This is a genomic window from Flavobacterium sp. AK-345 (assembly GCF_058310175.1).
Window position 1 is genome coordinate 221909 of the sequence record NZ_JBZEER010000001.1, and the last position, 23566, is coordinate 245474.

Sequence of the window (23566 nt, forward strand, 5' to 3'; positions counted from 1 at the left end):
AGCTTTAAGATTGATTTATTGCAATTGAAAATTTATATAACAGTAAAGAAAAACAACCGCAATATTAAGCAACAATTACTGAATATAATAAACGTATCATAAATTAGCGATATATCGTAAATTTCAATTAAAGAAAAAATGGTAAAGAGCTTGTATTATAACCGTTTAAAACTTTAGGTATCTTTATTGAATAGGGTGTTTACGGAAATAAAAATCAACAAAGGATTTGAATATGAAAGCAGATACAATTTTATTCAACGGAAAAATACATTCATTCAATACCAATTATAAAAACGCAACAGCGGTCGCCATTAAAGACGGGAAATTTATTGCAGTTGGCAGCGATAGCGAAATTTTAGAATATAGTGATGCAACAACAAAATTGATCGATTTGCATCAAAAAAGAGTCGTTCCCGGACTAAATGATTCCCATATTCATTTGATTCGTGGCGGATTAAATTATAACCTTGAATTGCGTTGGGATGGAGTTCCGTCGTTAGCAGATGCAATGCGAATGTTGAAAGAACAGGTTGACAGAACGCCATCGCCGCAATGGGTGCGTGTAGTAGGAGGCTGGACTGAATTTCAGTTTGCCGAAAGACGCATGCCAACCCTTGAGGAAATTAATGCAATTGCTCCCGAAACACCCGTTTTTATATTGCATTTATACGATCGTGCCTTTATGAATCGCGCGGCATTAAAAGTAATTGGTTTTACAAAAGATACTCCGGCGCCTGCTGGAGGAGTAATCCAAAAAGATGCAAACGGAGAACCAACAGGTTTGATAATTGCTTCGCCAAATGCCATGATTTTGTATTCGACTCTGGCAAAAGGCCCAAAACTTTCGTACGAACATCAGCTTAATTCGACCCGACATTTTATGAAAGAATTAAACCGTTTCGGAATCACAAGCGTTATTGATGCCGGCGGTGGATTTCAGAATTTTCCGGATGATTATAAAGTTGTCAATGAATTAAATGAAAAGAAAGAATTAACCGTTCGTATTGCCTATAATTTATTTACCCAACGTCCAAAACAAGAGTTTGAAGATTTTGATGAATGGATTCAGGAAGTAAAACTATACCAGGGCGATGATATGTACCGCCATAATGGAGCGGGGGAAATGCTGGTTTTTTCGGCAGCAGATTTTGAAGATTTTCTGCAGCCAAGACCCGATCTTCCGGAAAATATGGAAGCAGAATTAGAAAAAGTAATTCGGTTATTGGTAGCAAATCGCTGGCCTTTCAGACTTCATGCAACTTATAATGAAAGTATTACCCGTTTTTTGAATGTTTTCGAAAAAGTAAACAAAGAAATCCCATTCAATAATTTACCATGGATATTTGATCATGCCGAAACGATCGACGAACGCAATATCGAAAGAGTAAAAGCTTTGGGCGGCGGAATCGCAATTCAAAGCCGTATGGCGTATCAGGGTGAATATTTTACGGATCGTTACGGTGCAAAAGCTGCCGAAAACACACCACCAATCAAGAAAATGCTCGAAATGGAAATTCCGGTTGGCGGAGGTTCAGATGCAACAAGAGTAAGCAGTTACAATCCGTGGGTTTCAATGTACTGGCTTACAGTTGGTAAAACCGTTGGTGGTTTACAATTGTACAATGAAAGCCGTTTGAGCCGTGAAATTGCGCTACAGCTTTATACGCAGGGAAGCGCCTGGTTTTCGCAGGAACAAAATAAAAAAGGAAATATTGAAACCGAAATGCTGGCCGATCTTGTGGTTTTGGACCGCGATTATTTTACAGTCGACGATGAAGATATTAAAAATATAGAATCGGTTCTTACAGTTGTTGACGGAAAAATTGTGTATGCAAAAGGAGATTTCTCCTCGTTTTCACCGCCATCAATTCCGATACTTCCGGACTGGTCGCCAACCAATATTTATAACGGTTATTATCACGCCGAATCGCACAACAAAAATGCCATTGATTTAAAATTGAAAAAATCAAATTCAACTATAAAAAATGCCACACAAATTCATTGCTGTTCAGGAAGTTGTGATATTCATGCCCACGATCATAATGCCGCACGACTGAGTAGTGTTCCGGTCAATAATTACAACGCTTTTTGGGGCGCATTAGGATGCTCTTGTTTTGCCTTTTAATACATAAAAAAATGGAAATAATTAAATTACTACTTTATTCAGATGCCGGAAGCGACATCAACAACATTGCTTTATTGGTTTTTAGAATTTTAATTGCGGTTGAATTGTTCAGGGTTCACGGAATGAAAAAATTCAGGGTCGAAAACGGAGAACGCGAACATGTACCAAATCCGTTGCATTTGCCGGAAAAACTAAATGGTTTAGTTGCCACGTTTTCAGATACTGTTGTGCCCTTTTTTATCATTCTTGGTTTAGGGACAAGATTGTTTATTCTGCCAACAATTGGCGTTACAGCTGTTGGATATTTTGTCGTTCACAGAAAAGATTCTCTTGAAGTTAGAGATGTTCCGTACATATACACCGTCACTTTGCTGTTTTTATTAGCGTTGGGCGCAGGTACTTATTCTTTAGATCATTATATTTTAAATTTACTATAAAACCAATTAAAATCATGCAAACTCAAATCGGAATCAAGCAGGAAAACTTATCAAAAATCGCACATTCATTATGTCAGATTTTGGCCGATGAATTTATTTTATACACTAAAACCAGAAAAGCACATTGGAATGTTGAAGGTGATGACTTTTATAACAAACATTTGTTTTTTGAAGAACAATACAATCAGATTGATGAAATAATCGATGGCGTTGCAGAAAGAATCAGGATGCTGGGTCATTATGCGCCGGCTACATTAAAAGAATTTTTGGAATTGACACATCTTACCGAACAAACAAAAGAAAATAACGACAGTAAAGGATTCATCAAAGAGCTTTTAATAGATCATGAAAGTATTATTATACACTTACGTGAAAATATTACTGTTTATGCCAATGAATATCAGGACTTAGGAACAAGCGATTATATTACAGGTTTGATGGAAACGCATGAAAAAATGGCGTGGATGTTACGCTCTCATTTAAGATAAATATTAAAATAAATAGTATGGAACAGCCCAAAAGCATATGGTACATCACATTGCTGCTCACAACAATAGCTGGTTTTTGTGATACGTTGACTTTTGTTGCGGCAGACACTTTGTTTTCTGCCCACGTAACAGGAAACTTTATTGTTTTTGCATATCAGGTCATTAACGGAAATGATATTTATGCCTGGATAAAATTATTAACGTTTCCAATATTTATTATTTCAGTAATAATTGGGGGTTATATTGCTTCAAAATCCAGCTTAAAATATAGAATATTGTTTTGGGAAGGCTGCATTTTAACACTCAGCGGATTATTGGCAGTTTTATTCCATTATCTAAAAATGGATAATTTATGGACCATGTATATCATAGCTATGTTAATCGTTTTTGCGATGGGATTGCAAAATGCTTTTGGTAAAATCTTCAGCAAAGAAACCCACGGCCCAACTACCATGATGACCGGAAATGTTACACAGGCGGCTCTTGATATTGGAGCTTTATTAAAATCAAAATTTAAGGACGCCAACAGTCAGTTAAGTTTTAAAAAGCAATTCGTTACCATTGGAGGTTTTTTACTTGGCTGTTTTTTAGGCGCTATTGCCGGAAAAACATGGGGATTGATACCTGTTTTGGTTCCGGGAATATTTATGATTTTTTGCTATTTAAAAAACAATCATATCAAAGTGGAAACAAAGTTATGAGTTAAATAACAGAGCTGCAGGTTATGTATAAAGAAAGTTGCCTTAAAAAATTTCATATACATTTTTGGTTCGTGATCCTGTTCTGGATTACGAATCAAAACCTTTTTATGCAAATCGATACCTTAAACGATTCTGTTTTTATTTATGAAATTGAGCATTCTCAACAAAAGATAATAAAACCCAATAAAGCTTTCTTCTTTTTTGATTTCACACAGATTTCACTGGCTTTTGATATTTTAAATTATAAAGACATTAAAAAAAGTAATTTCTATCAGGAAACTGCAAAATACCATGTTGTAATAATACCCGGATTACTTTTTTTAATTTTTGTTATCATCTACAAATGTTATAGTTCTAAAAATGAAATAAATAAGGATTTAGTTTTAAAAGAGGAAAAAATTAATGAACAGAGTATAAGCCTAAAAAAACTACTTTTGGATAAAGAATGGCTGCTAAAAGAACTTCATCATCGTGTAAAGAACAATTTGCAGGTTGTAATTAGTCTTTTAAATACCCAGTCGGCCTATCTTGAAAATAAAGATGCACTTTTAGCCATACAAGACAGTCAAAACAGGATGTTTGCGATGTCACTGATACATCAAAAACTATATCAAAATGATAATTTATCTACGATAGACATGCATTGGTATATTCCTGAACTGGTAAGTTATTTAAAAACTGTTTTTGATGCAGATCATAAAATTGCTTTTTTGTTAGATATAGATCATGTCGATTTAGATGTGGCGCAGGCAATGCCTTTGGGTCTAATTTTAAATGAAGCCATTATAAACGCCCTGAAATATGCATATCCTGAAACACACAAAGGCGAAGTAAAAATTTTGCTAAAAGAAAAGCAGGATAATTTATACCAGCTTATTATTTCGGATAATGGGGTAGGTGTTCCTGATTTTGAGTTGAAAAACAGAAACTCGCTTGGTATGAATTTAATGTACGGATTAAGCAATCAAATTGATGGTTCTTTTGAAGTTGAAAGTAAAAACGGACTTTCGGTTATATTAAACTTTAAGAAAAATGGAATCAAATCATAAATAATGAAGGAGAAAATTTTAATTGTTGAGGATGAATTTATTGTCGCAAATGACTTAAAAATGATTCTGGTAAAATCAGGTTACGAAGTTTGCGGAATTGCCGCATCTGTAGAAGAAGCCCGAATTTTGATTGACGCACAAAAACCAAATTGGGTTTTACTCGATATTATTTTAAAAGGGGACCTTACGGGAATTGATCTTGCCTGGGAATTGGAAACCCAAAAAATTCCTTTTTTATACATCTCTGCCAATACGAATCATTCTATTTTAAATGCCGTAAAAGAAACCCAGCCTTATGGTTTTTTGGTAAAACCGTTTAGAGAACGTGATTTGTTTGTAATGCTCGACATTGCACGATACAAATACAGCGTAGAAAACGGAAATCTCAACAATCACACTTCTGGAAAACCTTCATCAAAAGAAAATAAAAAGATAGAAATCATTGGCAAAAACAAAAAACTACTCGATTTAATGCAAAAAATTGAGATTGTAGCGCCAACAGAAACTTCTGTAATGATTTTGGGAGAAAGCGGAACAGGAAAAGAAAAAATTGCCCGTTTAATTCATTCTTTATCGCCAAAAAAATCAAAACCTTTGGTGGTTGTAAATTGTGCTGCATTGCCGGAATCTTTGATTGAATCAGAATTATTTGGCCATGAAAAAGGTGCTTTTACCGGAGCAGATACTGTTAGAATTGGAAAATTTGAACAAGCCAACGGAGGAACTATTTTTTTGGATGAAATAGGAGAGTTGCCACTAGATTCGCAGGTAAAACTATTAAGGGTTTTACAGGAAAAAGAAATTGAACGGCTTGGCGGAGAAAAAACAATCAAACTGGATGTGAGGGTTATTGCGGCCACAAACAGATGTTTGCCCTCTGAAGTTGCAGAAGGAAGATTTAGGCTGGATTTATATTATCGTTTGAATGTTTTTCCTTTAGAATTGCCAACTCTCAAAGAACGAAAAGAAGATATAGAAGATTTAGCTTATTATTTTCTCCATAAATATGCAGAGAAAGCCAAAAGAAATATCAGAATAATTTCAGATCATGCCTTGCGACAATTACAGCAATACGACTGGCCGGGAAACATTAGAGAATTAGAACATTTGATAGAACGAAGTATTTTACTGGCAACAGGAAATGAAATTACAGAATTTGATATTTCAAATGACATTCCGGCCATAAAAAAAGAAAATGATAACGAAATCTTATCCATGGCAGATATGGAAAAAGAGCACATTTTGAATGTTTTAAAAGCAGCCAACGGAAAAGTATTTGGCCCGGGCGGAGCGGCAGAAATGTTGAAAATTTCACCTTCGACTTTATATTCAAAAATGAAAAAGCTCAACATAAAACAAGGTTACTTTTAATAAACTAATTTTTAAACGGTAAAATATGTTTTCATTAACCCGAATATACAGCGATGACGCCGGAGAAAGTCATTTTGAAGATGTGATGATTCCGCTTACAGATAAAGGCGAGATCGGATTTCTATCAGAATCTCAGCCCGTCAAAAACATTATTTTCAGAGAAGTTCTGGCTTCATACGATTATGATTTTCACAATGCCCCGCAAAAACAATATATCATTTTGTTGGATGGCGGTGTAGAAATTGAAACTTCTTTGGGAGAAAAAAGAAGTTTCAAAACCGGAGAGATTCTTTTGGTAGAAGACACAACCGGAAAAGGACATAAAACTAAAAATATAGAAAACAAGCCCAGAAAATCTATTTTTATTACGATTTGATGATTAAGTAAATCATTATTGATCTTAAATTTACTTCTTTTCTGAAATTATAAAATATGGACAAAACAGAAGCAGTATTAAAATCAATTCAGGAACGAGAAAAAGAACACCATCTTTTACTTTCTTTAAGCAGTAGTTTTGCCAATGTTTCTGCCTGCGAAGAACTTTCTCCAATTGTAAACGGACAATTAAAAGCCGCATTATCTTTTGATTATTTTGCTATTGGAACAACAGACAGCAACGAAAAACAATATTATTTGTTTTACCACAACGATCAGAAAATTTTCAGGTCAACCGAGAGAAAATTGTACGATACTCAGGATGATCTTTTTAATATTGCAATGCAATCTGCAGATCCTGTTGTATTTGATAATGTTTTTTTAAACAAAAAAACAAAGTCTGATTCTTTTATAGCAAATATAAATTTGCAGGAAATACGCGAAATGGCAGCAATACCTTTGCAATACCATAAAAACAATCCTTCGGTTTTATTTCTTTTCTTTAAAAAAACACAAAATCTCGACAGAAATGCAATTCGATTGCTTAAAGGTTTGTCCATGCCTTTAGCCTTAACGGTTTCTAATATTTTGATCAAACATAAAATAGAGAATGGAAATATCTCGTCTCAAAAGCTATTTCAATCTATTGATGAAAGTCAGAATCAAAAAACAACCGAAATTATTGGAGAAAGCGTTCAGATCAAAAAAATAAAAACCCTGATCGATCAGGTGGCGCCTTCAGACAGCGGAGTTTTGATTTTGGGCGAAAGCGGAACAGGAAAGGAAGTCGTAGCCCGAGAAATTCATTATAATTCCTCCAGAAAGAATCAGTCGATGATTAAGGTAAATTGTGCTGCAATTCCGGTGAATCTTATCGAAAGTGAATTATTTGGACATGAAAAAGGAAGTTTTACCGGCGCGATAGAAAAAAGAATCGGGAAATTTGAACTGGCTAATAATGGTACTTTGTTTTTGGATGAGATTGGAGATCTTCCTCTGGAAATGCAGACAAAATTACTGCGTGCACTTCAGGAAAAGGAAATTGAAAGAATTGGGGGCAAAAAAGCCATAAAAATAAATGTTCGCATTATAGCCGCAACCAATCGTGATTTGCAAGTAGAAATGGCAGAAGGGCGATTTAGAAAAGACTTGTTTTACAGACTAAATATATTCCCAATAATGATTCCGCCGCTTCGAAACCGAAAAGAGGATATCACTGATTTATGTTCTTATTTCCTCAATAAATATGCTCAAAATACCAATAAAAAAAATATCGCATTATCTGCAAATGCTTTAAAAGCAATACAAAACCATTCCTGGCCCGGAAATATCAGAGAACTGGAACATTGCATCGAGCGAAGTATTCTTTTATCAGAAGGGGCAATGATAAACGATGTGAGCTTTTTATCAGACAGCGAACAAATTCTGGCGTTGAACAATTTTAATGCGTTTCAGGTAAAACCATTAAGAGAAATTGAAAAAGAATACATTCTTAAAATTATAAAAATTTGCAACGGCAGAATTTCCGGTCCAAACGGAGCTGCAATAAAACTGGAAATTCCTTCGACAACCCTGATTTCAAAAATGAAAAAACTCGGAATTAAAAAAGAACATTTTTCTGAATAGAAGCAAGATGTACTAAAACAGTTTTTAAAAATAGGTCGGTTTTAATGTAAACAATAATAAAAAAAACTGGCAGTTCATTATTAAGAAGCCAGTTTGTTTAGTTGTTAGTTTTCGGTACTAAAAACGCCGTCCTTTTCTTTAAATGCCCAAACGGCCATTGCTTCGATAACCGGCAATAAACCCTTTCCGGAATTACTCAGTTTGTAGGTTACAAAAGGAGGCACGACCGGTTTTGCTTCTCTGATAACAATACCGTCTGCTTCTAATTGTTTCAAATGCTGAATCAGCATTTTTTCGGTTATAGCCGGAATTGTTCTTTTTAATTCGCTGTAACGCATAGTGCCAATCGATAAATGGTGGATAATAATGGGTTTCCAATAGCCGCCAATTTTTTCCATTACATAAGTTACCGGACAAGTGTCTAAGGCATATTGCTTGTTTTCCTGTATAGTTGATGATTCTTTAATTGCTGTCATGATGCATACTTTAGGGTAAGTACTTGTATAAAAGTAAGTACAAATATACCTTTGTTTCTATAAATAAAAAACAATTTAAAGATGAAAATTATAATTACAGGTTCTTTAGGGAATATAGGAAAACCATTAGCGCAAAATTTAATTGCTTCGGGGCATGATGTTACAGTAGTAAGTAGCAGTGCTGATAGAAAATCAGATATAGAAAACTTAGGCGCAAAAGCAGCAATTGGTTCTGTTAGTGATACTGATTTTTTGGCAGAAGCTTTCGCCGGAGCTGATTCCCTTTTTGCGATGACGCCACCAAATTTAGGAGGTTCAAATATAATTTCGAATACAGTAAATGCAGGAAAAGCTTTTGCAGAAGCAATTAGTAAAGCAGGAGTAAAGCATGTTGTTATGTTAAGCAGTATTGGTGCTGATTTAGAAAAAGGAACCGGTCCGATCGCCGGATTGCACCAAATCGAAAAAATATACAATGGATTAGAAACTACAGCGGTGACTTTTTTACGTGCCGGATTTTTCTTTACTAATTTGTATAACGATGTACCAATGATAAAAGGAGCAGGGATTGTGGGAGCTAATTACCCAGCAAGTCTTAAAATACCATTTGTGCATCCAAAAGATATTGCAGCTGCCGCAGCCGAAGAATTGCAAAAAGACACAACCGGAAAAAATATCCGTTATATTATTAGCGATGTGCGTACGCCAAATGATGTTGCCAATGTTTTAGGAAACGCGATTGGTAAAACCGATTTACCATGGATTGAATTCACAGATGAACAATCTCTACAAGGAATGAAGCAAGCCGGATTACCGGAAGAAATGGCAAATATGTACACCGAAATGGGTTCAGGTTTAAGAAGTGAAAAAATTGCAGCGCATTTTTTAAGCAATAATTTTTCTGTTGATGGGAAAATTAAATTAGAAGATTTTGCAAAAGAATTTGCTAAAAAATTTTAAAATAATACTAAATACTACTATTTATAATTTTGAAATATGAGAACCGTGCGATAACGAACAGACGACGTAAATGCATGCGTAGAATGGATTAAAATCCATCCCTACAATATTATACGTTCCTCTGGAACTCTTTATAAAATTCCGTTGGAATGATTTATTTTGTAGCAAGGGATTTTAATCCCTTGAAACGCAAAGTAATACCAATGTTGATTGTGAGTTCCTATTTGATTTCTTACTTAAAGTAATTATTTAATAAGATGTTGAAAATAAGCCTATTAATAAATGACACATGGTTTAATGCAACTAAATTGCACATTTGTCGTATCAGAAATCAGCTCAATAAAAAAAGGCCGTCAAATAATTAATTTGACGGCCTTTTTAATAAAATCAAAATTTAATTTCTATGTTGAAAAAGTTAACCCTTTAGCTTTAAAATTACTAAACAAAGTCTGACGGGCACCACTAACAGTTTCTTCAGTTTTGTAAATACTGCACCAAAATTTGATCTGGATTTTATATTTTCCTTCAGAAATCGAAGTGTAGTAAATTTGCGAAGGTTTGGCGTTATTTACAAGCGGAAGACTTTCCAGAGATTTGTTAATAGTTTCGTTGATGGCTTCGGGAGTTGTTTCGCCGGTTATTTCAATTGAAATATCTACCAGTTTAAAATTATCAGTATAGGTCCAGTTCGTGATATTCTGCGATAACAAATTACCATTTGGGATAATAATTTCGGCACCATTTGGCGCATTGATTTTGGTTGTACGTAATCCCATCGATTTTACACGACCGGATTCTGAACTAATATCAATAACATCTCCAATTTGGATTGGTTTATCAAAAATCAAAATAATACCCGATACGAAGTTGTTCACCACGTTTTGAAGTCCAAGTCCAACACCGACACCCAACGCTCCTAAAAGAATGCTTAATTTATCCAGAGGCATTCCTGAAGCGGCTACCGCCAAAAGATATCCGATGATTAAAACAACAAGTCGCGTAATAAGCAATTTTGAGTGTTGTCTTTTGTTGATGTTTTCTTCGTTTTCGTCGTCAATTTCACCAAAAAAGTAAGCGACATATTTTTGAAGTAAATGCGCAACCCAGATAATGATGAAAAACAAAATAATGTTTCCTAGCGTAAAAGTGATGCTTCCAATCGTGTTTGGATGACTAAGTAAAGATCCCAACGAAGTTCGCAGCGATTCCCAGACATTTAAATTTGAAGCAATCACAACAAGCCACATGTAACTGATTACGATAATAAAAGGTTTTTTAAGCGTTTCAGATAAATGCTCGTGATCAAAAATCTTTTCGATTCCGCGTTTAACTCTTGTAGTGTAGATCTGTAAAATGATGATTTCAAGAATGATTTTCAAAAGAACACTCAATGCCACAATCTGCGTAAGCGAAATAAAAGCGGTTAAACTTAACATGTTTGAGATTGAAACTCTTCCAAAAATATTGTGCAATATCGAAAGCACATTCAGCCCGATAAAAAGAATCGTAGCCCATTTAAAAAAACCTTTGATGTATAATTGCTCTTTTAAGGTCTTAATTTGTACTAAACCATATCTTATACCCAAAATATTAATTACGATAAAAGAACAGCGTTGAAATAAGCCTACGGTGATAAATAGATCTAAGAAGCAAAGAATAAAAAACAATCCTAAAAGTAAAAGCCAGTTTCTCATCGAAACTCCAGACCATTGATTTTTGAAAAGTATGGTAAGAAGTCCCAGTAGAATCAGGTGAAGAAACTCAATAAATAATGCCGGAGCATATAAATTACCCACAACGGCAATATTAAGTCCAATTACGGCAACCGGAATGATTATACCTCGGTTTAGATATTTGAAATTAAAAAGCGATAAATTTTCAGCGTGCCCGTTTTCTTTCAGGTATTTCAAATTGCGAGAAATATACCAGCCCATAATTCCCATAAAAAATAAAAGCGTAATTAATCCACCGGCGCGATAGCTTAGGTAATATGCCGCGACACTTTCTTCGATAATTACTTTTGCGCCGATATTTTGCGCTACTTTTTCTTTTGGCACAGAATCGTTGATGCTCCACAAAAATGGATATTCTTTTTTACGCATGCTGATTCCAGATTGCTCAAGTTTATTGTCAACCGAAATTAAAGCATTTGAAACGGCAATTTTTCGTTCAACAGTCAATCGCTTGTTGTTGTTCAGGATTCCCTGATTTTTCGTCATCAGGCTGTCTGTAGCTTTGTATCTTTTTCTAAGATTGGCAAATTCTGTTTTAAACTGCTTGCGGCGAATAGTATCTTTAATCAGCGTTACCAGGGTTTTATCCTTGCGCAGTTCAATAAACCGATTCTTGATTTTTTCAAGATTCTCGTTTCTCAAATTGATGGCCGTATTTTGTTCTTCAAGTTCCTGTTCGATTTCTTTCAGAACAATGCGATACATTTGCTGGTTGCGCGCATTTGGGTTCGCGCCTTTCAGGCTGTTTAAAATTAAATCGAGTTTGCTTTGGGTTCTTTTGATTTCGCCAAACAAGTGATGACTTGCACCATCAAAATCGGCATCGTTAAAAGCAGTTTCCATAACGGCGCTTGCTTTTTCAATCGCCATCAAATAATCGCTGTCGGTGGCGCTTTCTTCAAATAACTTTGAACGCGTTTCTTTTTTCGGAGTTTCCGTTTTTGGATTTTCCTTTTTTAAAGTGTCCGTTTGCGAGTAGGAAAGTGGTGCAAAAAACAATCCGACAAACAGAGTCAATAAAGCAATAAAACTTCTTTTTAAAATCATAATGTTTTGTGTGAATTTAGGGTTTCCAAATTTAGATTTTTTTGGTAAACTTTCGGTACAAAAATAGAAGATTTAAGGTGAAGTTTATCTTAAGATTTTGATTGAGTTATTGAAAAGAAAAAAGTAAGTTTTTTTAAGACCTTATTTTTCCTTTTTATACTCAATTTAATAATGTAACTTTTGTGTAACTTTTTTATAAGTATATTGTAAACCAGATTTTTAAAATTAATTACTTGAATATATAATCTAATATTGAATAAAAAAAATCCAATTCATAAAAATTGGATTTTTTGTAAGTTTAAAAAAGGCCTTTCCGGTACGAACTTATACTTTAGATTTAATTTTCTTCCTCCAAAAACAATAAACTGTTATGGAATTTATGCCTGCTAAAATCCAAAGAACAGGACTGCTGAAAAAGCTATAATAACTCCTTCCATTGGGGATTTCGATAAACGGAACTGTTATTAAAGCGTCTAAAAGCAATGCAGTCAACGACATTATGATCCCGAGCAGCAATCCGTGCAGTTTTATTCCGTTTTTATAATAAAATAATGCACTTTCATTTGCATATAATACCATGAATATCATAACTATTACAGCTTGTGATTTAAAGGAACCATTTATTAAAGGAATAAAGCCTAAAATATAAAAAGAAATACTTGCGCAAAGCCATACAAAGATACCAGGCAGCAGAATTTTAAGATACTTCATCAGACAAAAACTAGACGTTTACAGCATTCCATATTCCGGTTTTTGCTGCTTCTTTTGCATAGGTTGAAAAGTCAGTAGCTTTACGTCCAAGCACCTTTTCAATGTCATTTGTTACCGAAGAATTTCTTCCGTCTAAAACCTGTTCAAATAGATAATTAATCAGCCAAATATGATCTTCCGGAACCTGATATTCCTGTAACATTTGGGTATATTCTTCTAAACTTAATGCCTGAAATTCAATTTTTTTATTGCTGGCTGCTGCAATTTTAGCAACAGCTTGCGGGAATGTTAATAGTTCCGGACCTGTAAGTTCGTAGGTCTGACCGTTGTGTTTATCCTGCAAAAGACATGCTGTAACAACATCGGCAATGTCATTGGCATCAGTAAAAGGTTCAAGCGCTTCTGCTCTTGGCAATGCAACAAAACCGGACAATATCGGGTCTAGAAAGAAGCTTTCGCTAAAGTTTTGATTGAACCAGCTTGCTCTGACAATCGTCCAGTTTTTGGCTGTATTTTTTACTATTTCTTCACAAACCTGCGCCTCTTTTTCGCCCCTTCCGGATAGTAAAACCATTTTCTGAACGCCTAGTTTTGAGGCTAAAAAGGTAAATTTCTGAATGATTTCTGCCGCCGAGGGAACTGCTAAATCGGGTTGAAAAGTAATATAAACGACATCTGTGCCAGTTAAAACAGCGTTCCATGTTTCAGGATTTTCCCAATCAAAAGGTGTTTTTGCAGTACGCGAACCTATTTTAATTTCGACATTTTTGTTGTTTTGCAAGCGTTCAATTACACGGCTTCCTGTTTTTCCGTTAGCTCCGAGAACTAAAATTTTCTGTGTTTTCATATCAATATTTTTTAAAGTAAATACTGATACAAAGGTGTTTAGTAATGAATCAAATCATTTGTTGCAAAAGAATTATGATTTGTTTGAAAAGCATTTTTGCTTGACGTCATTTGGGCGGGTTCCAAATTTTTTAAAGAAGGCATTGGAGAAAGAACTGAGGCTTTCATAACCTACATCCCAAGCTGCTTCCTGGACTGTTTTGTCAGTATTTTGCAAAAGTTCATAAGCTTTGTTTAGTCGCTCTTCCTGAATGTATTTGAAAACCGGAATGCCAAATAACTCCTTAAAGTTCTTTTTTAACTTGTTGCTGTTAAGTCCAACCATTTTAGAGAGTTGTGTAATCGATGGCGGTTGCGAATAGTTATGCGTTACGATTTCTTTGGCCTGAAATAATTTGTTTTTATCTTTCTCCGAAAAATCACTTTTTTGATCCCTTGACAGTAATCCATAAAAGTGAGAAAGAAGCTCGTTTATCTGGCTTTTCAAAAAGAGTAATCTCGTATTTCCGGTATAAGTTGTATTGAAGATTTTTTGAACCGCAAGCTGCATATCAAGGGTCATATAAAACGAAGGACCTTTTACAAAATGTTCTTTAGGATTTAATAAATCGGGCAAATGTTTCTCAAAAATCTCTTTTTCTGCCTGAGATAATAAGTGCATGTTTTTTAGTTTAGAAAAAATACTAATCGACTGTAAAGGTTTGTCTGGTTCAATTTTATGAGAGAATTCTACCTTCTGATTTCCAAAAAAACAAATCGCCAAACCGGTTGTATTGGTCAGGTATTTGGTTTGCTGGTTGTGTTTTATTTCCAATTCGACATTTCCCGAACCATAAAAAGCAAATCCTACGGCATCACCATCAATTTCACATTTCTGGATGAATGTTTTTTCGGCATTCGATTGTTCAATCAAAACAATAAAATCATTCAATTCGATAATATCTGTTGTCATTGTTGGGCTTGTTTTGAATTAAAATTGATTTTAATCTTATGATTTGGTGGAATTTGCAATGCTAATATAAATATATTTTGAAGACGCCCAGATCTTTAAAAATGACTTTTTTTCATTTTTTGATGTTTCAAAATAGCATAGTTGATGTTTCATTCTATAAAATGAAACCTATTTGTAAGATTTTGTTTAAGAGTTATTTATAATTTAGGGGAACCAAAAATGAAGTGTTGACCGGACTGTTTCAACTCTGTTTGTATTGTTTTGAGGATTTAAATTTAACCTAATTATTAAATACAAAATAATATTTATGTCTCTTCCCAACGAATTATATAACTCAAAATTTGCCGAATATATAGAATCCCTAAAGATCTTGTATTTGATAGATGATAAATTTAAAACCATGTGCGATGATTATTGTGATAGCAAAGCAAATACTGAAAAATACCGGAAAAAGTTTGAAAAAGACTTCCGCCATAAATTAGAATTCGAAAATTTATCAAAAGAATTAGAAGAAGAAATACTTATTTATCTTATCAGAAAAGAATAATAACAGAAACCCATAAAATCAAGAATTCAAAATCAAGTAGAATCAAAGAATAAAATAATTATGAAAAAAGGACTTTTTATGATAGTGGTATTCTGCACTTTTTTTATTGTTTTATCCTGTAAAAAGGATAAAAAAGATAAAAATTTTGCCGAAGTAATAAAATCAAACACCTCAGATTCAATTGCAGCAACAGATATTGGATGGCCGCGCGAGGTAAGCCTTAATGGATCAAAACTGGTTTATTATCAGCCACAAGTGGATCAATGGAAAGATTTTAAGGAAATAACAGCAGATGTTGCCTTTTCTCTTACTCCAAAAGGAGGGAAAGAGGTTTTGGGCGTTGCTTCTATGAAATCAGAAACGCTGGTAGATAAAGATACCAGAAATGTGTTTCTTAAAAATGTGACAGTTACAGATGTAAGATTTCCTGCTCTTGATGAAAAATCAGAACCACAAATGGAAAAACTCTTTAAAGAACTGATTCCAAAAGGAGGAAACCCAATTGCATTAGATCGTATTATGGCAGATTTAAGCCATACCAACAATCCGCCAAAAGGTGTGGCTGTAAAAAATGATCCTCCGGAGATTTTTTATAGTGCTAATCCATCTATTTTACTGATTGTTCAGGGCGAACCCGTTTTGGCTCCAATAGAAAAAACAAGCCTGAGTTATGTGGTAAATACAAACTGGGATTTGTTTTTTGATAAACCTTCAAAAAAATACTATTTATTGGTAGAAAATGTATGGCTTACTGCCACAGATTTAAAAGGAAAATGGGCAAAAACACAAAGCCTGCCAAAGGAAATGAGTAAGTTACCTTCTGGTCAAAATTTTGATGATGTCAAAAAAGTGGTTCCGCCTCCAGTGGCAAATGTAAATTTGGAGGTTTTCTTTAGCAATAAACCTGCAGAACTTATTGCAGTAAATGGCGCTCCCAAATTTGTAAAAATACCGGGAACACAACTGATGTATATTGATAATACGGATAATGATGTTTTTGCCGATGAAAAAGACGGACAATATTATGTTCTGTTATCAGGAAGATGGTTTAAATCTAAAGAATTAACCGGGCCATGGAGTTATGCCACGACTAGTTTACCTGCAGATTTTTCAAAAATCCCAAAAGATTCTCCCCGTGCAAGCGTATTACCTTCCGTACCCGGAACTCAGGAGGCGTCTGATGCCGTACTACTGGCTCAGGTACCTACAACGGCAATCGTAAAAAAAGCTGATGCCGAAGCTAAAGCAAAAGTAAATTATGATGGAACTCCTCAGTTTAAGCCAATTGAAGGAACGTCGCTTCAATACGCAAGCAATACGCAGGAAAAAGTGATAAAGGCTGGAGATTTGTATTATCTGTGTTTTCAGGCAGTTTGGTTTATGTCTACAACTCCCAATGGTCCATGGAAAGTTACAAATTCAGTTCCCACAGAGATTTATACTATTCCGCCAAGCTCTCCGGTTTACAATGTTACGTATGTTACCCAGACAAATGTTACAGATACAACTGTAGAAAGCAGTACAACAGCGGGTTATTTTGGTGCTTTTATTGTTGGTGCTATGTTTGGAGCCATATTGACTTATGGAACAGGGTTTTACTATCCGCCGTATTTTTATTATGGCCCGATGTATCCAATCTATCGTCCATGGCCTTGTACGTACGGTGTTGGAGCAGTTTATAACCCCTGGACAGGCGGCTGGGCAGCTGGAAGAGCTGTTTATGGCCCATACGGATCGGCAGGAAGTGCTGCATGGTACAATCCCGCAACCGGAAGATATGGACGTGCAGCGAGCGTACAAGGCTGGTATGGAGGTCGTACGGTGGCGCATTCTTATAATCCGTGGACAGGAAATTACGGTGCTACAGCGCAGGGACATAACGCGTATGCACAATGGGGGCATTCTGCTGCATCAAATGGACACGATTGGGTGCAGTCAGGACACGTAACTACAAGAAGGGGAACTGTAGTTGGTTATCAAACTTCGGGTGGAAAAGAGGGTGTAATTACGCATCACAGAGGTGGAGGAACTACTGTACGTACGGATAATGGACTATATGCCGGACATGACGGTCATGTCTATAAAAAAGACACCAACGGAAACTGGAGCCATTATAATAACGGAAACGGAGGCTGGACTCAGGCCGGAACTTTAGGATCTACACAACATTCGGGAGATAAAATTCAGAATGCGGGAAATAAAATCCAAAATAATAATCTGCAAAAACAAGACAGAGTTTTAGGTGAACCCAATAAACCACTTGGTGAAGCAGGTCATTCCAATACAATTGATGGTCTAAATCATTCTGATTTTGCAAGGGACAGAGGAGAAACACAAACGCGAAATTTTCAAAATTTGCAGCGAAGCGGCGGAGTCAATGGCGGCGGATTTAGAAATGGTGGAGGTTTTAGAGGCGGAGGCGGTTTTAGAGGACGCAGATAAAAATATTTTATACTTTATTTTGGTTAGGTTAGTTATTGGCAACAGAGTTTAGAATTTCATCTTCTAAACTCTGTTTTTTAATTTATATCTGTTGAAATTCAACGTATTTCAATATAGCCCGCGGTTTCAACCGTGGGAGACATATGATAAACACATCACGAACATCTCATGAAAACGCAATAAAGAAAAACATAACGTGATAATGGATTGCGCTCCAACGGTTGAAACCGCTGGCTATGTTTGCTATGATTGCGTTAATGTGTTGTTTTTTTAATAGTTATTTCTAAGCTCTAATTCCTCGATAATCTGCTTTTTCATTGTGGTATGAACATAATCTTTTGCTTCAGCGTACGAAACATTGTATTTGCGTTGAATATCTTGTAAATGAATAGGAAAAGGAGCAAGGATTTTATCATAATAAACATCCAGTTCGCTTTCATTTGGCATTTCAAACTTTAATCTTATTTGAAATCTCCTCAATAAAGCGGTATCAATGTTATGATAATGGTTTGTTGCACAGATAAGTAAGTTTTCGCTTGGAAAATAATCCATCAACTGAATGATGGTATTTACGAGACGTTTCATTTCTGCAACATCTTTGTCTTCGCTATCACGGCTTTTTCCTATCTGGTCAAATTCATCTAAAAATAAAACTGCTTTTTCGCGAATTGCTTTGTCAAAAATAGCTTTTACATTTTTAGAAGTTTCGCCAATTCGAGCATTAATTAAAGTACTTAAATTGATGATGACGATATTTTTGTTTAAAGCCGTTGCAATCGCTTTTGCAGTTGTTGTCTTGCCACAACCGGAATGCCCGTGTAGCAGTATCTTATTGTCAACCTTAAGATTATATTTTTTTAATTCGTCAAGATATTGATGCTCTTTGATGGTTTGCAATAAGGCAGCTTTGTTTTCATCACTAAAAAGCAAATCATTCAAAGCAATTTTTTCGGTATCGTTTACGGTAAGTTCGTATAGATTCATTTAGATTTTATTTGCTGCAAAATTAGATTTTATTCTGCAATATTCTCATTCCATATTTCTTTTCCTAAAAACCGATTTCCAAAGATAGAAGTTCCTATTCGAACCAAATTTGAACCTTCGGCTATAGCCAATTCCAAATCCTGTGACATTCCCATAGAAAGCTTCAAATCGGTTATTTCTATTGTTTTTTCAGTATAAATATCATCTCTTATTTCTCTTAAAAGGCGAAGTGACGGCAGCATTTTTTCTTTTTCTACATCTAATAGGCCAATTGTCATTAATCCTTTGATTTTTAAAGTGTCATACTTTTTTATTTCCTTGATAAAAGGAATTACTTCTGCAGGAGATAATCCAAATTTACTTTCTTCAAATGACGTATTGACTTGTATAAAAACATCCAGATTTCTGTTTTCTTTTTGCAATTGTTTATGTAATTCCTGCGCAAGGCCCAATCGATCCAAAGACTGAATGCAGGTTACGTATTTCAAAACGTTCTTTATTTTGTTGGTTTGCAAATGCCCAATAAAATGCCGTTCGATATTTAAATCCTTTAATTCAGCATCTTTATCGCGGAATTCCTGCATTTTATTTTCGCCAATTAAGCTTTCTCCGGCTTCAATTGCAATTCTGATTTTTGCTGCAGGAACAGTTTTAGTGGCCATTAAAAGCTGAACATCTGATGCTTTTCTGCCAGAAGCTTTACAGGCATTCTCAATACGAGCGTGAACCTGTTTCAAATTATATAGGATATTCTCTTTCATAGCGCAAAATTACAAATCATCTGGAACGTGTTTATGATCCAGTTTGTGCTATTTTATACAGTCCAGTTTTGAGGTAATTTTTCTGTTTTAAAAATTATTGCTGGACCAGTAATCGCTTATAAATGATAAAACTGGATGATTTAATGGTTAGGTATCCTGACTAATTTTGTCTCAGAAAATAAGTTTAACTAAAAACAAATCAAATGAGTAAATCAATTTTTTATCACGCAGGCTGCCCAGTTTGTGTAAGCGCAGAACACGACATTTTAAATTTAGTTAAAGATGTTGAAGTAGTCAATATAGGAGAAGACAGATCCCGAATTGTCGAAGCTCAAAAAGCAGGTATACAATCTGTTCCGGCTTTGGTAACGCCAAACGGAAATGTATTGCATATTAATTTTGGTGCGTCAATGGCAGATGTAATCGGGTAAATAAAATACCTCTCTGGACAATTTCAGAGAGGTTTTTATATCATTTTAACAAAAATAAATTATTAGAAATATATAAATATAACATTATGAAAGTAGCAGTATGGGATACTTATGTAACCCGAAAAGACGGAAAAGTTATGCATTTTGATATTCTTGTTGACGAAAATACAACCGATACAAAACAGGTTTTTGAATATGGTAAAAGTTATCTTAAAACCGTTTTGCAAGACGGTCAGCCTTTAACTTCAAACGAATGCAAATTTTGCCACATCGATAAAGCGCCAGCGGATATTGAAAATCAGATTCTTAAAAATGGATTTTCGATTATTGAAATGGAGAATTGTTATTAATTCAATTTGTATTTTAAAGTTTTTCACGCAGATTTTAAAAGATTTTAGCAGATTTAATTTTGATAATCATCTGCGTATATCTGCTTAAATCTTTTTTAAAATCTGCATGAAATAAAAATCTTTTTAATCCTATAATTAACGTTATAGACTGGCTTTCAGTTTGTCTGTTTAGAGCTTTGTCAAAGTTTTAAACTTTGACAAAGCTTGAAAACGCAACGCATTAATCTTATAGACTGGAAGTTTGGGGGCTTTCAGTCTATTTTATTTGTTATTATTATGAAAAATATTTTTGATTTAGAGATTCAAAATAGCAATGTTGAAGGGAAAATTGTGGCAGGATTTGAACGGTTGTCTCAGGTTTTCAAAGTTTTGTTGTGGGAAAAGGCAAAGAAATATGATTTGAGCCCAATACAGATTCAGATTTTGATATTTATAAAGTACCATTCTAAAAATAAATCGACTGTAAGTTATCTGGCAAAAGAGTTTAATTTAACCAAAGCCACTGTAAGCGATACGATTAAGATTTTGGAACACAAACAATATATATCGAAAGAAATACAGCCTGACGATTCCAGAAGTTACACAGTTGCATTAATGCCGAAAGGCCTGGAAATGGTGCTTTTAATCGAAGACTTTACAGATCCGTTATACGATATGGTGGCTTCAATAAATAAAAAAGATAAATTGATTTTGTGGAGAACTATTAGTTTGTTGCTTCAGCAATTGAACCATTTGCAGATTATTAATCTTCAGAATACGTGTTCTAATTGTCATTATTATTCTGAAGAAAATAAAACAAAATATTGTCAGTTGATGAATATCAAATTAGAATCAAATGATATTAGAATAGATTGTTCCGATCATAAACCTACCATCTGGACACAAATATTATAATCGATTTTAAACACAAATTTAACGAATTTGCATAAATTTCAATACTTAACTTAGTTTGTGAAATTAATTTCACGAACGAAAATTAGTGGCAATTCGTGAAATTCGTGTTGTTTTTATACTTATGTCTGGCATTACGATTATAAAGCCTACAGGTTACAGCAATTTTGAAAGCGCTATAATCCCTTCTTCCATTTGCTGTTCAGTTAAAGAAGCGTACCCCAGTCTAAAACCCAAAACGGGGCTTCCATAACTGAATTTTTCGGGATCCATTAGTTTTATGCCTTTGCTTAGCAATTTTTCGCAAACTGCTTTTGTATCTGTTTTAGCATTTGGAACCATCCAAAAAGCCAAACCACCTTCTGGTTTTGTAAACGTAACTTTATCTTTAAGGTGCTGATTGCAAAGCGTTTCGAACAAATCTCTTTTTGCTTTATAAATCAGATTTGTTTTTTTAAGATGCCTTTTGATTTTTCCTTCGTTTATAAGGTTCAAAACGGCTTCTTCCATAATATTATCTCCCTGAACATCAATCATTTTGCGGTGTTTGCCTACTTTTTGTACGATTTCGGCAGAACTCGCCAAATAACCAATTCGCAATGCCGGAGCGACAATTTTGCTTAAAGTACCAATGTAAATAAAGTTTTGAGCATTACTGTAACTCGAAATAGGTAAAATAGGACGCTGGCCAAAGTGAAATTCATTATCATAATCATCTTCAATAATTGTAAAACCGTATTGATTAGAGAGTTCGATAAGTTTTAATCTTTTCTTTAAACTCATCGTAACCGTTGTTGGAAATTGATGATGTGGTGTTACGTAAATCGCTTTTATGTTTTTGTATTGTTGCAAATATGCTTCGACTTCATCTACGTTTAGGCCGTCTGAATCAACATTTACAGGCAGTAAACTTGCGCCGGCATTTTCAAACGCTTCCCAGGCAGGTTTATATCCGGGATTTTCAATCATCACATAATCACCATTTGTAAACAGAGAATGCGCCGCAAGATACATCGCCATCTGACTGCCACGGGTAATGCAAATTTGATTGGCAGAAACATTCATTCCTCTTTTAAAATTCAGCATTTGCACTATGGCTTTTCTAAACTCAATATCACCAAGCTCGTTGCTGTAACCCATTATTTGCCAACGCGATTTTCTGTTAAAAATTTCTCTGTAGGCACGTGCCAGATCATTCATAGGAGCGAGACGGCTGTCCGGAAGTCCGTCATCAAAAACAAGATGCGGTTTTGTTTCTTCAATAATTACAGTAGTTTTTTCCTGATTTTTTGCACTTCGAATAACCTCAGGCAATATATCGGCGATAAAAGTTCCCTTCCGATCCATCGTAATTAACCAGCCTTCGGCAATTAAAACGTCAAGAGCTTCGATTACTGTATTTCTGTTTACGCTTAATAAACCTGCAAGCTGTCTGCTTCCGGGTAAAGCGTTGCCACTGGTTAAGTTACCGGATTTAATGGCATTAATTATAGCATCGGCAATTTGCAGATAAAGTGCTTTATCTGATTTTTTATTCAACTGAATTTCAAATTCCCAAGGTCGTAACATCTGGACTATTTGTTTATGTCTGAAATATACAAAACTAATAGTCCAAATTTACATTTTTTATACCAATTCCAACAATTTTGCTGTAGTGATTACTTCTGCAAATTCGCCATTTAAACTAGCGAGAGAAGTTTGGTGAATTAATTCCGAATCGAATTTTTCTCCATTTATCCCAATTCGGTCAAAAGTGGCGGTGGCATCGGCGATAAGCAAATTGTCGTATCCGTAATTTCCGGCCATTCTGGTTGTTGTAGAAACGCAATGATTTGTGGTCAAGCCCACAATAACAAGGGTTGTGATTTTTTGATTATCGAGCCTTTCTTTTAAATCTGTTCCAATAAAAGCGCTATTGACGTTTTTTGTAATTACAAGTTCACCGTCAATTGGTTTTGCTTCCTCTTTGATCTCAAATCCCGGGTTTGAGGCGTGAAGTTTTGAATTTGGATGTACAGAACTATGAACAATATGAAAAACAGGCAGTTGAAGTGATCTCCATTTTTCAAGGATTTGAGCAATTTTAGCTTCGGCATCTTTATTATTTCGGTTGCCGCCCCAGTAATCTTCGTCATTAAAACCTTTTTGAATATCAATTAAAATTAACGCGGCTTTTTTTTCTCTAAGTTTCATTTGTATTTTTTTTTTGATTTAGATGACAAATGTAGTTTTGAATAAATTACAGAAAAAGGACAAACAATAG

Annotated in this window: 23 protein-coding genes; 14 read left to right on the plus strand and 9 right to left on the minus strand. The window is 34.8% G+C overall.

The genetic code is table 11. The features are described from left to right. The first annotated feature begins 232 nt into the window (after positions 1 to 232). The 8 genes from AC4FQ3_RS01005 (at position 233) to AC4FQ3_RS01040 (ending at position 8172) form a co-directional block, all read left to right on the plus strand. Positions 233 to 2125, plus strand: a complete 1893-nt coding sequence (locus AC4FQ3_RS01005) for an amidohydrolase (RefSeq protein WP_491180522.1) — start codon at positions 233 to 235, stop codon at positions 2123 to 2125. An 11-nt stretch (positions 2126 to 2136) separates the two neighbouring features. After that, the gene (locus AC4FQ3_RS01010; RefSeq protein ID WP_042564498.1) at positions 2137 to 2562 is read left to right on the plus strand and encodes a DoxX family protein; all 426 of its coding nucleotides are present in this window, start codon (positions 2137 to 2139) and stop codon (positions 2560 to 2562) included. Between the two features lie 14 nt (positions 2563 to 2576). Next, positions 2577 to 3050 (plus strand): Dps family protein, encoded by a 474-nt coding sequence (locus AC4FQ3_RS01015; RefSeq protein WP_073393857.1) that lies wholly within the window; start codon positions 2577 to 2579, stop codon positions 3048 to 3050. A gap of 17 nt (positions 3051 to 3067) precedes the next feature. After that, positions 3068 to 3751: a YoaK family protein gene (locus AC4FQ3_RS01020; protein WP_491180523.1), complete on the plus strand. Its 684-nt coding sequence runs from the start codon at positions 3068 to 3070 to the stop codon at positions 3749 to 3751. Positions 3752 to 3858: 107 nt separating this feature from the next. Next, positions 3859 to 4800, plus strand: a complete 942-nt coding sequence (locus AC4FQ3_RS01025) for a sensor histidine kinase (RefSeq protein WP_491180524.1) — start codon at positions 3859 to 3861, stop codon at positions 4798 to 4800. 3 nt (positions 4801 to 4803) lie between these two features. Then, a complete protein-coding gene (locus AC4FQ3_RS01030) occupies positions 4804 to 6171 on the plus strand; it encodes a sigma-54-dependent transcriptional regulator (RefSeq protein WP_491180525.1) in 1368 nt (455 codons plus the stop codon). 25 nt (positions 6172 to 6196) lie between these two features. Then, on the plus strand, positions 6197 to 6547 hold the full coding sequence (locus tag AC4FQ3_RS01035; RefSeq protein WP_491180526.1) for a cupin domain-containing protein: 351 nt from the start codon (positions 6197 to 6199) through the stop codon (positions 6545 to 6547). Positions 6548 to 6603: 56 nt separating this feature from the next. Continuing rightward, positions 6604 to 8172, plus strand: a complete 1569-nt coding sequence (locus AC4FQ3_RS01040) for a sigma-54-dependent Fis family transcriptional regulator (protein WP_491180527.1) — start codon at positions 6604 to 6606, stop codon at positions 8170 to 8172. Positions 8173 to 8276: 104 nt separating this feature from the next. On the opposite strand, the gene AC4FQ3_RS01045 is transcribed toward AC4FQ3_RS01040, so the two are convergent. Beyond that, on the minus strand, positions 8277 to 8648 hold the full coding sequence (locus AC4FQ3_RS01045) for a winged helix-turn-helix transcriptional regulator (protein ID WP_042564504.1): 372 nt from the start codon (positions 8646 to 8648) through the stop codon (positions 8277 to 8279). Between the two features lie 81 nt (positions 8649 to 8729). Here AC4FQ3_RS01045 and AC4FQ3_RS01050 point away from each other — a divergent pair, with 81 nt between their 5' ends. Next, positions 8730 to 9608 (plus strand): NmrA family NAD(P)-binding protein, encoded by an 879-nt coding sequence (locus AC4FQ3_RS01050; protein WP_491180528.1) that lies wholly within the window; start codon positions 8730 to 8732, stop codon positions 9606 to 9608. A 401-nt stretch (positions 9609 to 10009) separates the two neighbouring features. On the opposite strand, the gene AC4FQ3_RS01055 is transcribed toward AC4FQ3_RS01050, so the two are convergent. From AC4FQ3_RS01055 to AC4FQ3_RS01070, 4 genes are all read right to left on the minus strand, one after another. Continuing rightward, complete coding sequence (locus AC4FQ3_RS01055; RefSeq protein WP_491180529.1) at positions 10010 to 12388, minus strand: mechanosensitive ion channel family protein; 2379 nt, start codon at positions 12386 to 12388, stop codon at positions 10010 to 10012. A 324-nt stretch (positions 12389 to 12712) separates the two neighbouring features. Further along, positions 12713 to 13099, minus strand: coding sequence for a DUF5367 family protein (locus tag AC4FQ3_RS01060; RefSeq protein ID WP_491180530.1), 387 nt, complete (start codon positions 13097 to 13099; stop codon positions 12713 to 12715). 10 nt (positions 13100 to 13109) lie between these two features. After that, the gene (locus AC4FQ3_RS01065) at positions 13110 to 13946 is read right to left on the minus strand and encodes an NAD(P)H-binding protein (RefSeq protein ID WP_491180531.1); all 837 of its coding nucleotides are present in this window, start codon (positions 13944 to 13946) and stop codon (positions 13110 to 13112) included. A 72-nt stretch (positions 13947 to 14018) separates the two neighbouring features. After that, positions 14019 to 14897: a helix-turn-helix domain-containing protein gene (locus AC4FQ3_RS01070; RefSeq protein WP_491180532.1), complete on the minus strand. Its 879-nt coding sequence runs from the start codon at positions 14895 to 14897 to the stop codon at positions 14019 to 14021. 307 nt (positions 14898 to 15204) lie between these two features. Here AC4FQ3_RS01070 and AC4FQ3_RS01075 point away from each other — a divergent pair, with 307 nt between their 5' ends. Next, a complete protein-coding gene (locus AC4FQ3_RS01075; RefSeq protein WP_042564509.1) occupies positions 15205 to 15444 on the plus strand; it encodes a hypothetical protein in 240 nt (79 codons plus the stop codon). Between the two features lie 78 nt (positions 15445 to 15522). Further along, on the plus strand, positions 15523 to 17886 hold the full coding sequence (locus tag AC4FQ3_RS01080; protein ID WP_491180533.1) for a hypothetical protein: 2364 nt from the start codon (positions 15523 to 15525) through the stop codon (positions 17884 to 17886). Between the two features lie 270 nt (positions 17887 to 18156). Here AC4FQ3_RS01080 and AC4FQ3_RS01085 read toward each other — a convergent pair whose 3' ends face one another. Together AC4FQ3_RS01085 and AC4FQ3_RS01090 are read right to left on the minus strand one after the other, a co-directional pair. Then, positions 18157 to 18870, minus strand: a complete 714-nt coding sequence (locus AC4FQ3_RS01085) for an AAA family ATPase (protein WP_491180534.1) — start codon at positions 18868 to 18870, stop codon at positions 18157 to 18159. Between the two features lie 29 nt (positions 18871 to 18899). Further along, positions 18900 to 19631 (minus strand): YggS family pyridoxal phosphate-dependent enzyme, encoded by a 732-nt coding sequence (locus AC4FQ3_RS01090; protein ID WP_491180535.1) that lies wholly within the window; start codon positions 19629 to 19631, stop codon positions 18900 to 18902. 203 nt (positions 19632 to 19834) lie between these two features. On the opposite strand from AC4FQ3_RS01090, the gene AC4FQ3_RS01095 reads away from it, so the two are divergent. From AC4FQ3_RS01095 to AC4FQ3_RS01105, 3 genes are all read left to right on the plus strand, one after another. Next, positions 19835 to 20062 (plus strand): thioredoxin family protein, encoded by a 228-nt coding sequence (locus AC4FQ3_RS01095; protein ID WP_491180536.1) that lies wholly within the window; start codon positions 19835 to 19837, stop codon positions 20060 to 20062. An 86-nt stretch (positions 20063 to 20148) separates the two neighbouring features. Continuing rightward, positions 20149 to 20412 (plus strand): DUF2024 family protein, encoded by a 264-nt coding sequence (locus tag AC4FQ3_RS01100; protein ID WP_491180537.1) that lies wholly within the window; start codon positions 20149 to 20151, stop codon positions 20410 to 20412. Between the two features lie 276 nt (positions 20413 to 20688). Then, the gene (locus AC4FQ3_RS01105; protein ID WP_491180538.1) at positions 20689 to 21306 is read left to right on the plus strand and encodes a MarR family winged helix-turn-helix transcriptional regulator; all 618 of its coding nucleotides are present in this window, start codon (positions 20689 to 20691) and stop codon (positions 21304 to 21306) included. Positions 21307 to 21459: 153 nt separating this feature from the next. Here AC4FQ3_RS01105 and pdxR read toward each other — a convergent pair whose 3' ends face one another. After that, entirely contained in the window at positions 21460 to 22872 is a 1413-nt protein-coding gene (gene pdxR, locus AC4FQ3_RS01110) for a MocR-like pyridoxine biosynthesis transcription factor PdxR (protein ID WP_491180539.1), read from the minus strand. Between the two features lie 57 nt (positions 22873 to 22929). Then, positions 22930 to 23496 carry a cysteine hydrolase family protein gene (locus AC4FQ3_RS01115; protein ID WP_491180540.1) on the minus strand — a complete coding sequence of 189 codons (567 nt, stop codon included), beginning with the start codon at positions 23494 to 23496 and terminating at the stop codon, positions 22930 to 22932. Positions 23497 to 23566 lie beyond the last annotated feature (70 nt).